Genomic DNA, 12,359 nt, shown 5'->3' on the forward strand with positions numbered 1-12,359 from the left:
GGATTTTGCAAAGGTCTCAGGCCGTCTGAAAAACATTTTTCAGACGGCCTTTTCGCTACAAACTATATCCGACGGGTTTATTTGTCTTCTTTAGTTGTTTCTTTTTTGTCTTTTTTTGCCGGTTTTTTGGCAGCCAACCCGAGCGATTCACGCCATTTGGCCGGGTCTTTCACCAAATCCAGCGCGGCTTTCAGTTGGGCATCTTTCGCAGGATCGGGATTGTGGCGCGAAGAGAGTTCTTCTTCCGCCTCTTTCTCTTTGTCCTTACCTTTGTTTTTGCCTTTGGCAGCCTCTTTGTCGGCTTGGGATGCGGCTTTTTCTTCAACGGCATCATCGTGCACCACACCGTTTACTTCTTCTCCGCCCAACGGATTGCCGATGTGTCCGGCCAAATCGGCCTCGCGGCTTTCGTAGGTTCGGTTTTTATCTTTGACTTCCACGTCCGGCACGATGCCTTGCGCCTGAATAGAGCGGTCGTTCGGCGTGTAGTAGAGCGAAGTGGTCAGCTTGATGGCGCTGCCGTTGGATAGCGGCAGAACGGTCTGCACCGAGCCTTTGCCGAAACTCTGCGTGCCGACGATGACGGCGCGTTTGTGATCCTGCAGGGCACCGGCGACAATCTCCGAAGCGGAAGCAGAACCGGAATTGATCAATACGGTTACCGGGATGTTTTTGATTTCGGACGGCAGGCCTTTGAGCGGGTCGGCATGGCCGGAGAAGATGTAATCTTTCGGCAGGGCGGACAGGCTCATGCCGTCTTTGCCGTCGCGGCCTTTGGTGCTGACCACTTTGGCACCTTCGGGCAGGAAGGCGGCAGATACGCCCACCGCGCCGTTAAGCAGGCCGCCGGGGTCGTCGCGCAAGTCCAAAATCAAGCCTTGGAGCGGGGCTTTGTTTTCTTTGGTCAGCTTTTGCACTGCTTCGCGCAACGAGGCGACGGTGCGTTCCTGGAACTGGCTGATGCGGATGTAGCCGTAGCCCGGCTCGATCAGTTTGGAGCGCACGCTCTGCACTTTGATGATGGCGCGGGTGAGTTTGAAGGTCAGCGGTTTGGAAGAATCTTTGCGCGAAATGGTCAGTTCGATGTTGGTGCCGGGTTTGCCGCGCATCTTTTTTACCGCTTCGCTCACGCTCATGCCGCGTGTCGAAACGCCGTCGATTTTCGCGATGTAGTCGCCGCTTTTGATGCCGGCACGTTCGGCCGGGGTGTCTTCAATCGGAGCGATGATTTTGACAAAGCCGTCTTCGGAGCCGATTTCCATCCCCAAGCCGCCGAATTCGCCGCTGGTGCTTTCCTTCAGGTCGGCATAGTCTTTTTTGTTCATGTATTCGGAATGCGGGTCGAGGTCGGCCACCATGCCTTTCGCGGCACTTTCGAGCAGGACGTCGTCGGTTTTGTCTTCGTAGTAGTTGGCTTTAATCTGACTGTAAACCTCTGCCAGCGTACGGATGGACTGTACCGGCAGCGCGTCCTGTTTTTTGCCCTCGGAGGCGGCGAAACCCTGTACGCCGACGGTCAGCAATGCTCCGCTGAACGCGCCCAATGTGTAGAGTGCGACTTTTTTCAAAGTGGAATTTGCCATGTTTGTATATTCTCGTTTGTTTCTGAATGCCGACCTGCGGCAAAGATGCGAACTGTATTGGATTTGATGTTGTCCATCAACTGCTTTTATCAAAAAATACAATAGGCGGAAAAACGCAAAGGCCGTCTGAAAACGGACGGCCGGACTTTCAGACGGCCTCTATGCTTCCGCCTCCCCGCCCTAGCGCAGCCAGGCGGCGGGGTTCATTGCCGCAAGCCGGTAGCGGATTTCGAAATACAGGCCTTGCTCGCCCGACGGCAGGCTGCCGCTGGTGCCGATTGTCCCGCCTGTTTTCACGCTGCCGCCGCTGCCGACGGCGATGGACGACAGGCCGGTATAAACGCCGGTGTAGCCGTCGCCGTAGTCGATGACGACGGTATTGCCGTAGCCGTTCAGCGCGCCTGCGTAAGCCACGGTGCCGTCGGCCACGCTGCGGACGGGCGACGGGGCCGTGGCGAAAAACAGGCCGTGCCAAACGCCGCCGTCAGGCCTCGGTTTGCCGAAACGTCCGGTGATGCTGCCGCCGACCGGATGCGGCAGGCGGCCTTGGAGGCGGCTGAAGGTGTTGTTGGCCTGTGCGGCATATTCGCTCTGTAAGGCGCGGTCTTCTTCCGTCAGGGTGGAAACGGGCAGTTTGGCCGGTGCGGAGGCGGCCTTGTCTTCAGCGTTGTCAGATTTTGCCAGACGTTTTTTCGCCTTTTCCGCCGCCAGCCGCTCGCGGGCGGCTTTGGTGCGGGCGGCGGCTTCCTGTTTGCGTTTGGCCGCATTGCGGCGGGCGATGTCGGCAAGGATTTGGTTTAATTTCGATTCGTCGGCACGCAGTTTGTTCAGGTTTTGGTTTTGCTTGTCGATTTCGGCATTCAGACGGCTGTTTTCGCGCTGTGCGGCCGAATTGTGTTTGCCCAGCCTGCTCAACGCGGCTTCTTTTTCCGCTTTCAGTTTGGCCAGCTTCGCCAGTTCGGCATCAATTTCCTGTTCGCGCCGGTGCAGTTCCTGCTGCTGGACGACCAGTTCGGAGACCACGTTGCGGTTTGCACTGCCGATGCGGCGGGCGTATTCGAGATAACGCGATTTCCGCCCCGGTTCGGCGTTTTTCAGAAACAGGATGACGGCGTTGTTTTGGCGGTTTTTATAGTGGCCGTTCAACAGGCGGGCAACTTGCGCTTTGCGTCCCGCGATTTCGGTTTTCAGCCCTTCGAGTTCGTTTTGCAGCGTTTGCAGCTTCTGTCGCGAGTCTTGCTGGCGGCGGGTGATGCCGGCCAGTTCGCGCTGCGCCTTTTCCAGTGCGGCACGGGTTTTGGCCAGCGTCTGCTGCGCCTGCCGCTGCGCCTGCTGTTTTTGCTGCAATTCCGACTGCGCCTCGTCGATGGCGTGGCGGATGCTGTTCAAATCGCCTCCGTCCGGCGTTTCGGGGGCGGCGGACAAAGGCAGGGCGGCAAGCAGTACGGTCAATATCAGCGGGCGCGGGGACATAGCGTAAAACGGGTCATCAAAACGGCGGATTATAGCGGAATTTGGCGGCTTCGGCTTTTCAGACGGCCTCTTCCCGCCACGCCGCACGCCATCGGGACGGCCGTTTCACTATATAATCACGCCGTCCAATGTTTTTTCAGACGGCCCCTATGCCACGCCTCATCTTCTCCCTCGCCACGCCCGACGACGACGACGCCCTGCGCCGCCTGTTGCGGGAAAACGTTATGGAAGGCGGCATCAGCGTCAGCTTCCGCCGCGAACCGTCTTACTTCCTCACCTCGTCGATTCAGGGCGAACAGGCGGAAATTTACAAAGGCTGCAATGTCGAAACGGGCGAAATCGCGGTATTGGGCAGCCGTTTCCGCCGTGCCGCCTATTTCAACGGCAAACGGGAAACACTGGGCTATCTGGCCGACCTGCGCCTCAACCGCCACTACCGTTCTAGCCGCTGCCTTTTCCGGGCCTACCGCGAACTGGGCAACGTCATTGCCGCCGACCCGCTGCCGCTGCACACCAGTATGATCCTGCACGACAACGCCGCCGCCCTCTCCACCATCGCCGCCAACCGGCCGGGTATGCCGCGCTACATCCCGCAAGGCCTGGTGCACACGCCGTTCATCCGCCTAGCTCGCCCGCGCCGCCCGATTGCACCTGAGGGGGTGGAACTCCGCTTCGGCCGTGCGGGTGAAGAAGACGTGCTGACCGATTTTCTCAACCGCGAAGCCGCCCGCCGCCAATTTGCGCCGCATTATGAACCGGCCGACTGGCACAACGGGCGGCTGCGCGGGCTGTCCGTCGGCGACGTCTGCATCGCGCGGCGGGACGGCCGGATTGTCGGCGCGCTGGCCAGCTGGGACCAGCACGGTTTCCGCCAAATCCATGTCGAACGGTACAACGGCCTGTGGCGTTTGGGCAAACCGTTGTATAACGCCGCCGCCCGCCTGTTGCGCCTGCCGCTGCTGCCCGACGAGGGCGGGACGATACGCTACGGCTATCTGGCTTTGACCGCCGTCGAAAAAGACGATGCCGACGTTTACCGCGCGCTCCTACGCGCGCAATACATCCGCTGCCGCAAACTCGGCTGGCACTACATGGTCGGCAGCATGCACGAAAACGACCCGCTGCTGCCCGTCATGAACGAATATCCGCATCTGGCGGCGGGCGGCAGGCTGTTCGTCGTCGCCTTCGATACGCCGCCCAAGCCCGACGGCCGCGTGCCCTATGTCGAAGCGGCCACGCTTTAAGGCAGGCGCGTTTGGAACAGCAAGAGGCTAAAATACCGCCTTCGGAACCGACGGCATATATGGCGGATTCACTTTAAACCGGTACGGCGTTGCCCCGCCTTGCCGTATTGTTTGTACTGCCTGCGGCTTCGCCGCCGCGTCCTGATTTAAACTTAACCCGATATAATTCAGAATGTTTTTCAGACGGCCACGGCGGCTTTGATGTGCGGGTGCGGGTCGTAATCCACCAGTTCGAAATCTTCGAATTTGAAGTCGAACAGGTCGGTTACGGCGGGGTTGAGCTTCATCTTCGGCAGCGCGCGCGGTTCGCGGGCCAGCTGCAATTCGGTTTGCTCGAAGTGGTTGCTGTAAATATGCGCGTCGCCCAGCGTGTGGACGAATTCGCCCGGCTGCAAACCGCACACTTGGGCAATCATCATGGTCAGAAGCGCGTAGCTGGCGATGTTGAACGGCACGCCGAGGAAGATGTCCGCGCTGCGCTGGTAGAGCTGGCAGGACAGTTTACCGTCGGCAACGTAAAACTGAAACAGCGCGTGGCAGGGCGGCAAGGCCATTTCGTCCACCAGCGCGGGGTTCCAGGCCGTCACAATCAGGCGGCGGGAATCGGGTTTTTTCTTGATTTGCTCCACCACGTTGGCGATTTGGTCGATATGGCGGCCGTCGGGCGCGGGCCAGCTGCGCCACTGGTAGCCGTAAACCGGGCCCAAGTCGCCGTTTTCGTCCGCCCATTCGTCCCAGATGGAAACGTTGTTGTCTTTCAGGTATTTGATGTTGGTATCGCCTTTGAGGAACCACAGCAGCTCGTGGATAATCGAGCGCAGGTGGAGTTTTTTGGTGGTTAAAAGCGGGAAACCCTGCGCCAAATCGAAACGCATCTGGTAGCCGAACACGGAGCGCGTGCCAGTGCCGGTGCGGTCGGATTTGTCGTGGCCGTTTTGCATGACGTGGCGCATCAGGCCGAGATATTGTTTCATGTGTATGTCCCTTCGGTTGAGGCCGTCTGAAAAATCCCGCTTCGCGCAAGATTAGTTTTCAGACGGCCTTTTCATCTTACCAATAGCTGACGAAGCGTTCCAAATCGGTATTTTTTTCTTCTTTCGGGAAATCGTGCTGCGCCGTGCCGACCATGATCAAGCCGATGATGCGGTCTTTTTCGCCGCAGTTCATGGCTTCGCGCAATACGGGGCTGCCGCACCACAGGCCGGTAATCCACACGTTGTCGTAACCCAGCGCGTTGGTGGCAAGCTGGACGGCATAAGCCGCCGCGCCCGCGCTCATCAGCTGCTCCCATTCGGGCTTCGGTTTTTCGGCGGCGGTGTTCGGCGCGGCAATCACGGCGATAATCATGGGGGCGAAGTTGGCGACTTTTTCCGCCTTTCTCATCGCGTCCTCACCCAATTTCATCACTTCCACCGTTTCTTCCAACGCGCGGCGGAATTTCTGTTTCGCCTCGCTGCCCGTAATAACGACGAAACGCCACGGTGTCAGGTTGCCGTGGTCGGGCACTTGGGTGGCCGCCTGAAAAACGGTTTCCAGCTCGAGTTCGTCGGGGGCGGGTTCGACCAGTTCGCGCACCGAGCGGCGGGTGGTCAGCAAATCTAATGCGTCCATTTTGTTTCCTTTCGTTTACTCTTTATCCACAGGGAGGCCGTCTGAAAAATCATTCGCCCGTTCCACCTGTTCCCAGGCGCGCAAAATCAAATCGGGGTCGTTCGGTTTCAGCAGTTCGGCATCCGACAGCATGCACCGCCAATGGCGCGCGCCGTTCAGGCCGTGCATCAGGCCGAGGTAATGGCGCGCCATGTGCCGCAGAATCGTGCCGCGTCCGGCGGCCAGTTGCGCGGCGGCATAATCTTTCAGACGGCCTGCCAGTTCGGCATAAGATACAGGGGCACGGTCGTCGCCGTAAAAAAGCCTGTCCCAATTGCGCATCAGCATCGGATTGTGATAGCACTCGCGCCCGACCATCACGCCGTCCACATGTTGCAGGTGTGCGGCGATTTCGTCATTGGTTTTGATGCCGCCGTTGATGATGATTTCCAACGCGGGAAACTCGCGTTTCAGGCGGTAGACATAATCGTAGCGCAACGGCGGCACGTCGCGGTTTTCCTTGGGCGAGAGACCTTCCAGCCAGGCATTGCGGGCGTGGACGATGAAGGTTGTGCAATCGGTTTTTTCCGCCAATGTGCCGACAAAATCGGCCAGCGGCTGATAATCGGTTTCGCGGTCGAGGCCGATGCGGTGCTTGACGGTAACGGCACAGTCGGGCGCGGCTTCCTGCATCGCGTTCAGGCAGTCGGCCACCAAATCCGCCTCCTTCATCAAGCACGCGCCGAACGCGCCTTTCTGAACGCGCGGGCTGGGGCAGCCGCAGTTGAGGTTGATTTCGTCGTAGCTGTAAGCGGCGGCTTTGGCGGCCGCTTTGGCCAAATCCTGCGGCTCGCTGCCGCCCAGTTGCAGTGCGACGGGGTTTTCGCCGTCGTTTTTCAGCAGGAAGCGGTCGGGGTCGCCGTAAATCACCGCGCCCGCGTTAATCATTTCGGTGTAAAGCCAGGTATGGCGGGTGATTTGGCGCGCCATATGGCGATAGTGCCGATCAGTCCAGTCCAGCATGGGGGCTACGGATAGGCGGCGAGGCAGCAATGTATTGTTTTTCATCGTCTTTTCAAGCCAGGAATTGCGCTTCGGAATCGGCGGCACGGCTGTTGAGCACGCGGTTGCCGTCGATTTTCAGACGACCTGCGGCAAAATCGGCCACAGCCTGCGGCAGCAGTTGGTGCTCCACTTTCAAAACGCGCGCGGCGATGTCGTCGGCCGTATCGCCGTCGAGAATCGGCACCACGCCCTGCGCAATCACGGGCCCGCAATCGAGTTCGGGCGTAACGAAATGCACCGTACAGCCGGCCACGCGGCAGCCGGCGGCCAAGGCGCGTTCGTGGGTGTGCAGGCCGGTAAAGGCGGGCAGCAGCGAGGGATGGATGTTGATCAGGCGGCCTTCGTAATGGGCGCAAAAGGCGGGCGTGAGGATGCGCATAAATCCGGCCAGCACAACCAAGTCGGGCTGATGGCGGTCGATCAATTCCATCATGGCGCGGTCGAAGGATTCGCGGTCGGGGAAGTTTTTGTGGTTCAGCGCGGCGGTGGCGATGCCGCGCGATGCCGCCCACGCCAGTCCAGCGGCGTTTTCGTTGTTGCTCAATACGGCGCGGATGTCCGCATTCGGAACGGCGGCCTCGACGACGGCCTGCATATTGCTGCCGCGTCCGGAAATCAGGATGACGATGTTTTTCATAACGGGGAAATCGGATTGGGAAAGATGATTCATGGCTCTAGGGCGGCGTATTTTAGCCGAAAGGCCGTCTGAAAACACCTTTAAATCGCGCAACCTGCTGTTCAGACGGCCTCCTTCCGCATCAGGCCGTCTGAAAACGGCAGCCGCTTCCGCTATAATCCGCCCGTCCCTTTCTTTAAATTGCCGCCGCCATGAATGACGACGAATTCCAAACCGCAGCCGCCGATACCGCAGTCGAACTGCTCAGCCGCCTTTACCCTGCCTCCGCCGAGATGTGCGCCCCGTTTTTACGCCGCCTTTTCGCCGCGCTGGAAGACGGCCACAGCTTTATCTGGCTGACCGACGAAGAAGCTGAAACACTGGTGCAGGCCGCGCCGCTGACCGATTCAAAAGGCCTTGCACCGCTGGTTTTGCGCGGGCGTCGGCTGTTCCTCGGCCGCTTCTACCGGCTCGAACGCGACTTGGCCGGCGAAATCCGCCGCCTGGCCGTCCCGCCGGCCGAAATCCCCGAAACCGCCCGCGCCGCCGAATTGCTGGCGGAATGGTTTGCCCAAGCCGGCAGCGAAGGCCAGCAGGCCGCCGCCGCGCTGGCCCTGCTGCAAAACTTCATCTTAATTTCCGGCGGCCCCGGCACGGGCAAAACCACCACCGTCGCCAAACTGCTCGCCCTGCTCTGCCAAGGCCGCGAACGCCTGCCGCGCATCGCGCTGGCCGCGCCGACGGGCAAAGCGGCGGCACACATGGCGCGCGCCCTGCACAAAGCCCTGGCCGGCTTTTCCCTTTCAGACGGCCTCAAACGGCACCTCTCGGCACTCGAAGGCCAAACCGTCCACCGCCTGTTGAAACTGCGCCCGCCACAAATGCAGCCGCAGTTTGATGCCGACAACCCGCTGCCGCTCAACATCCTGATTATCGACGAAGCCTCGATGCTCGACCTCGCCCTGATGCTCAACCTCCTGCGCGCCGTGCCCGACGGCTGCCGCGTCATCCTGTTGGGCGACGAAAACCAGCTCCCTTCCGTCGGCGCGGGCGCGGTATTGGCCTCTTTGGCACAAACCACCATCTTGGACGGCGAAACGGCAGGCCGTCTGAAAACCCTGCTGCCGCAACGCGAAAACCCTTTTCAGACGACCTCAAACCCGCCCGCGCTTTCGGCCAACACCGCCCGCCTGACCGTCAGCCACCGTTTCGGCGAACACAGCGGGTTGGGCTGTCTGGCGCGCGCGGTGTGCGCCGGAGACGCGGAAACCGCTTGGGCGCAGTTCGACCGTTTTCCAGACCAACTTTCCGTCCGCACGGCCTCCGTCGAACAACTGGCCGCCGACTTCTGCCGCCAGCAGGCAGACTACTGGCAGACCGCCGACCATGCCGACATCGCGGCCGCCTTCGACTGCCAAAGCCATCTGGCCGTACTGGCGGCAAGGCGCGACGATGCCGCCCGCTTCAACCTCGCCTGCCGCAACCACCTGCAACGGCACGGGCGCATACCGGCGGATGCACAATGGTTTGCCGGACAAGTCATCATGATAGAACGCAACGACTACCCGCTCGGCCTCTTCAACGGCGACATCGGCCTGATCCTGCGCGATACCGACGGCGGCGACGGCGCGCTGGCGGCCTATTTCCCCGATGGCGGCACATACCGCAAAATCCCCCTCAGCCGCCTGCCCGCCTACGAAACCGCCTTCGCCATGACTGTGCACAAAAGCCAAGGATCCGAATACCGCGACGTTTGGCTGCTGCCGCCCGCCGATGCCGAAGGCCTCAACCGCGCCCTGCTCTACACCGCCATCACCCGCGCCCGCGAAAAATTTACCTTTGTCGGCGGCAGGCATGCCTTTGCCGCCGCCTGCAACCGCAACGAAACCCGTCGCAGCGGCCTGCGCGACATGCTGGCGGATGAAACGGAATGAATATAGGTATAAAAAGGCCGTCTGAAAAACACCGGCCGCCGTATGCGGTTGAGTGTAAAAAAATGGCCCCACAGCCTGTATAATCCACATAAACCTTACCGGACAAAAAATAACATGAAACGAATATTGTGCTTGATTTTTCTGGCCTTATCCGGCACTGCAGCAGCGCAGTCGTGCGAAGCGGAAGTGGCGCGCGCCGATTTGAGGGGCTTGAAATTGGGCGAACCTTTGGCGCAGTTCAAAAAACGGTTTCCCCAAGCGAACGACACGACGGCCGCGCTTGAAAAACGCCAAACGGACGAAGGAGGAATTAACCTTATCGAAAACGACCACCCATTGGGCAAAGATATAAATTCTGCCTTCTTGATTTATAAGAATAGGAAAATCAAAGACATCACCCTATTCCTCCACTACAACAAGCGAAAACCCTTTACCGTGCGTGCGGAACAGGCGAAAAAGCAGTTCAGGCTGCCTGAAAAAGGATGGCAGGCATTTGACAATGGGCAGCAGATTTACCGCTGCCAAGATTACAAATGGGTGCTGACGGAACTGGTTGAGGCCGACGGCACGCAGATTTTGAGCATCTCGTTGGATAAGGTTGCGGGGGAATAGGCCGGTTAATGGCTGAAAGGTCGTCTGAAATGTGTGCAGTACAACCGCAACCTAGCAAACATTGCCCGTACCATCCTTGCCGAACCTACCGGCCAAACTTTTACACAACCAAAAAACCATTAAATATCCGTACTGTATAAGCAACGCATCATCCATACCGCCGTTTCTATTGCGAGCCGCACCATGCCCAGAGCCACCTTCTACGTCCACATAACCGACCCCGCCGCCTTCGCCTGCAAACTCACCCGCCGGGCCTGCGGCCAAAACGAACGCCTGCTGATTTGGTGCGGCAGCGAAGCAGAAATGCACCGCTTGGACAAAGAGTTGTGGCAAGACCCGCCCGAAAGCTTCCTGCCGCACGAAATATGGTTTGAAGGACACCCCTATCCGCAAGATGCCGCCGCCGTTTTGGCCTGCGGCAACCGCCTGCCGTCCCTGCCCGAAGGCACCGTCGTCCTCAACCTGACCGACGACTTTTGGCACACGGCGCAACCGCTGCCGCAACGCGTGCTCGAAATCGTCGGCAACAGCCCGGACGAACTGGCCGGAGCAAGGGAACGCTTCCGCGCCTACCGCGACGCGGGTTTCACCGTCGAACACCACAACATGCAGGGAAAGGCCGTCTGAAAACATGGAACAGCCCGACTTCTTCGCCATCCCCAGCCCCTGCATCGGCGTCTGCCGCGCCAACAACAAAGGCTACTGCATCGGCTGCCTGCGCAGCCGCGAAGAACGTCTCTACTGGCAGCAAATGAACGATGACCAAAAACACCAAGTCATGCGCCTGCTGGCCGTACGGCGTAAAAAAATCGAACAGGCCAAATGGGAAAAAGGACGGGATTTCGGCACAACGCCCGAACAGGAAAACTTCGAATTCGATTAGCCCCGACCGTCAGCCCGATTGAGGCCGTCTGAAAACCACTTCCCAATCTTTCCGACAGGAAACATTCATCAAGGAAACCACCATGAAATATCTGGCCCTTCTGTTACTCTCTGCCGCCGCACCCGTCTTTGCCGGCTCATCCGGCATCTATTTAAACGATGACTACCAACACGTTTTCGCCACCCCCAGCGGCAATATCCTATGCGGCGGCAACAGCCATAAACACGCCAAGGCCGACAAACGCTATACCAACGACTTGTATTGCTTCATCGGCCTGAACAAAGCCATGCCGAAACGCTGTGAAAAACAAGGCGAAGGCTTAGACTTCACGCTTAACGCCAAAGGTAAAGCCGCTATGAGCTGCGCGGGTTTCGAATTTGTCCCTTACAACGAAGGCTACGAAAAAACACGCGTACTGAAATACGGCGAAACCGTCAGCGGCAACGGTTGGAGCTGCCGCAGCGAAACATCGGGCTTAAGCTGCAAAAACAACGACGGCCACGGCTTTTCAATCAACCGCCAAGAATACCGCCTGTTTTAACCATTCAGGCTGCGCCCCTGCTTTGCCAAAGGCCGTTTTCAGACGGCCTCCGTTTGAAAGGGTATGTTTTGCAACTATAAAAAGTATTGTTGGAAAACAAAAAACGGCTGTCGATAACCGACAGCCGTTTTACTTCATTTGTTCAAAGGATTAGAACCATGCTTTGATGAGGGCAGCCGTACCGGCAATACCGCCGATCAAGCCAACCGCACCTGCGGCAGTACCCATTGCACCATTGATTTGATCACGTTTGTTGGCGCGTTTCTCGCGTTCCAATGCCAATTCTTCGGAAACGTTGGTACGCTGGCGTCTGTGTTGTTCCAGTTCGGCACGGGACAACTGGGCAGAAGCACGGTTGCGGCCGGCTTTGATGGCAGCAGAATCATCACCTACAGCCAAATCGCCGACAGAGCTTCCCTGAGCGGCACAGCCAGTTACAATGATTGAAGTCAGAAGGATAAGCGCTAGTTTATTTTTCATAATAAATACCTGAAATACGAAAAAAATCGAATAAATCTAAAGATTAATGAAGGATATAGACTTTTCTGTTGCCATAAGCGCGGTTGATGGCATCGGCCTCATCCATCATTTCTTCACGGCGCTCCCTACGACGCTCTGCACGCTCCGCACGCTCATCGTTCTGAACACGGCGCGAATCAGCCTGCATTGCGGCCTCTTGCTCCGGAGAAGGAATGAAACGCTGACCGCCGTAAGTAACGCAACCTGTCAGTGACAATAAAACAGCACATACCAAAACAGTCTGTTTGACCATAGTTTAAAACCTCACGAGACCTTTGCAAAATTCCTTTTCCTCAGCA

General features: G+C 58.4%; 14 protein-coding genes. 6 read left to right on the top strand and 8 right to left on the bottom strand.

Features of this window, described 5'->3' with window-relative positions; all coding sequences use genetic code 11:
- Positions 1 to 77: 77 nt before the first annotated feature.
- A complete protein-coding gene (locus HMPREF3107_RS02405; RefSeq protein ID WP_070452989.1) occupies positions 78 to 1,583 on the bottom strand; it encodes a S41 family peptidase in 1,506 nt (501 codons plus the stop codon).
- Between the two features lie 180 nt (positions 1,584 to 1,763).
- Positions 1,764 to 3,056, bottom strand: a complete 1,293-nt coding sequence (locus tag HMPREF3107_RS02410; protein ID WP_070452992.1) for a murein hydrolase activator EnvC family protein — start codon at positions 3,054 to 3,056, stop codon at positions 1,764 to 1,766.
- 149 nt (positions 3,057 to 3,205) lie between these two features.
- Here HMPREF3107_RS02410 and HMPREF3107_RS02415 point away from each other — a divergent pair, with 149 nt between their 5' ends.
- Complete coding sequence (locus tag HMPREF3107_RS02415; protein WP_070452995.1) at positions 3,206 to 4,300, top strand: hypothetical protein; 1,095 nt, start codon at positions 3,206 to 3,208, stop codon at positions 4,298 to 4,300.
- Between the two features lie 179 nt (positions 4,301 to 4,479).
- Here the strand turns inward: HMPREF3107_RS02415 and HMPREF3107_RS02420 are convergent, their stop codons facing one another.
- From HMPREF3107_RS02420 to purN, 4 genes are all read right to left on the bottom strand, one after another.
- Positions 4,480 to 5,274: a thymidylate synthase gene (locus tag HMPREF3107_RS02420; protein WP_070452998.1), complete on the bottom strand. Its 795-nt coding sequence runs from the start codon at positions 5,272 to 5,274 to the stop codon at positions 4,480 to 4,482.
- Positions 5,275 to 5,350: 76 nt separating this feature from the next.
- Positions 5,351 to 5,911 (bottom strand): nitroreductase family protein, encoded by a 561-nt coding sequence (locus HMPREF3107_RS02425; protein ID WP_070453001.1) that lies wholly within the window; start codon positions 5,909 to 5,911, stop codon positions 5,351 to 5,353.
- Between the two features lie 15 nt (positions 5,912 to 5,926).
- Positions 5,927 to 6,958, bottom strand: a complete 1,032-nt coding sequence (gene dusA / locus HMPREF3107_RS02430) for a tRNA dihydrouridine(20/20a) synthase DusA (RefSeq protein ID WP_083284593.1) — start codon at positions 6,956 to 6,958, stop codon at positions 5,927 to 5,929.
- Positions 6,959 to 6,965: 7 nt separating this feature from the next.
- Complete coding sequence (gene purN / locus HMPREF3107_RS02435) at positions 6,966 to 7,592, bottom strand: phosphoribosylglycinamide formyltransferase (protein ID WP_049252315.1); 627 nt, start codon at positions 7,590 to 7,592, stop codon at positions 6,966 to 6,968.
- A 191-nt stretch (positions 7,593 to 7,783) separates the two neighbouring features.
- Between purN and recD the strand changes: the two genes are divergently transcribed.
- The 5 genes from recD (at position 7,784) to HMPREF3107_RS02460 (ending at position 11,541) form a co-directional block, all read left to right on the top strand.
- Positions 7,784 to 9,505, top strand: a complete 1,722-nt coding sequence (gene recD, locus HMPREF3107_RS02440; RefSeq protein WP_070453004.1) for an exodeoxyribonuclease V subunit alpha — start codon at positions 7,784 to 7,786, stop codon at positions 9,503 to 9,505.
- A 114-nt stretch (positions 9,506 to 9,619) separates the two neighbouring features.
- Positions 9,620 to 10,117 (top strand): hypothetical protein, encoded by a 498-nt coding sequence (locus tag HMPREF3107_RS02445; RefSeq protein WP_070453007.1) that lies wholly within the window; start codon positions 9,620 to 9,622, stop codon positions 10,115 to 10,117.
- Between the two features lie 183 nt (positions 10,118 to 10,300).
- Complete coding sequence (locus HMPREF3107_RS02450) at positions 10,301 to 10,744, top strand: DNA polymerase III subunit chi (protein ID WP_003771955.1); 444 nt, start codon at positions 10,301 to 10,303, stop codon at positions 10,742 to 10,744.
- 4 nt (positions 10,745 to 10,748) lie between these two features.
- A complete protein-coding gene (locus HMPREF3107_RS02455; protein WP_003771954.1) occupies positions 10,749 to 11,000 on the top strand; it encodes a DUF1289 domain-containing protein in 252 nt (83 codons plus the stop codon).
- A gap of 82 nt (positions 11,001 to 11,082) precedes the next feature.
- The gene (locus HMPREF3107_RS02460) at positions 11,083 to 11,541 is read left to right on the top strand and encodes a DUF6636 domain-containing protein (protein WP_070453010.1); all 459 of its coding nucleotides are present in this window, start codon (positions 11,083 to 11,085) and stop codon (positions 11,539 to 11,541) included.
- A 150-nt stretch (positions 11,542 to 11,691) separates the two neighbouring features.
- On the opposite strand, the gene HMPREF3107_RS02465 is transcribed toward HMPREF3107_RS02460, so the two are convergent.
- Positions 11,692 to 12,021, bottom strand: a complete 330-nt coding sequence (locus HMPREF3107_RS02465; protein WP_070453013.1) for an NGK_0946 family protein — start codon at positions 12,019 to 12,021, stop codon at positions 11,692 to 11,694.
- Positions 12,022 to 12,064: 43 nt separating this feature from the next.
- Positions 12,065 to 12,313 carry a hypothetical protein gene (locus tag HMPREF3107_RS02470; RefSeq protein WP_049248545.1) on the bottom strand — a complete coding sequence of 83 codons (249 nt, stop codon included), beginning with the start codon at positions 12,311 to 12,313 and terminating at the stop codon, positions 12,065 to 12,067.
- Between the last annotated feature and the right edge of the window lie 46 nt (positions 12,314 to 12,359).

This window comes from Neisseria sp. HMSC31F04 (assembly GCF_001807735.1).
GTDB classification, from domain to species: domain Bacteria; phylum Pseudomonadota; class Gammaproteobacteria; order Burkholderiales; family Neisseriaceae; genus Neisseria; species Neisseria elongata.

Coding starts and splice junctions, on each gene's coding strand:
- recD (WP_070453004.1), top strand. CDS start 7,784: ATGAATGACGACGAATTCCAAACCGCAGCCGCCGATACCGCAGTCGAA.
- HMPREF3107_RS02410 (WP_070452992.1), bottom strand. CDS start 3,056: ATGTCCCCGCGCCCGCTGATATTGACCGTACTGCTTGCCGCCCTGCCT.
- HMPREF3107_RS02450 (WP_003771955.1), top strand. CDS start 10,301: ATGCCCAGAGCCACCTTCTACGTCCACATAACCGACCCCGCCGCCTTC.
- HMPREF3107_RS02405 (WP_070452989.1), bottom strand. CDS start 1,583: ATGGCAAATTCCACTTTGAAAAAAGTCGCACTCTACACATTGGGCGCG.
- dusA (WP_083284593.1), bottom strand. CDS start 6,958: ATGAAAAACAATACATTGCTGCCTCGCCGCCTATCCGTAGCCCCCATG.
- HMPREF3107_RS02420 (WP_070452998.1), bottom strand. CDS start 5,274: ATGAAACAATATCTCGGCCTGATGCGCCACGTCATGCAAAACGGCCAC.
- HMPREF3107_RS02470 (WP_049248545.1), bottom strand. CDS start 12,313: ATGGTCAAACAGACTGTTTTGGTATGTGCTGTTTTATTGTCACTGACA.
- HMPREF3107_RS02460 (WP_070453010.1), top strand. CDS start 11,083: ATGAAATATCTGGCCCTTCTGTTACTCTCTGCCGCCGCACCCGTCTTT.
- HMPREF3107_RS02425 (WP_070453001.1), bottom strand. CDS start 5,911: ATGGACGCATTAGATTTGCTGACCACCCGCCGCTCGGTGCGCGAACTG.
- HMPREF3107_RS02465 (WP_070453013.1), bottom strand. CDS start 12,021: ATGAAAAATAAACTAGCGCTTATCCTTCTGACTTCAATCATTGTAACT.
- HMPREF3107_RS02445 (WP_070453007.1), top strand. CDS start 9,620: ATGAAACGAATATTGTGCTTGATTTTTCTGGCCTTATCCGGCACTGCA.
- HMPREF3107_RS02455 (WP_003771954.1), top strand. CDS start 10,749: ATGGAACAGCCCGACTTCTTCGCCATCCCCAGCCCCTGCATCGGCGTC.
- purN (WP_049252315.1), bottom strand. CDS start 7,592: ATGAAAAACATCGTCATCCTGATTTCCGGACGCGGCAGCAATATGCAG.
- HMPREF3107_RS02415 (WP_070452995.1), top strand. CDS start 3,206: ATGCCACGCCTCATCTTCTCCCTCGCCACGCCCGACGACGACGACGCC.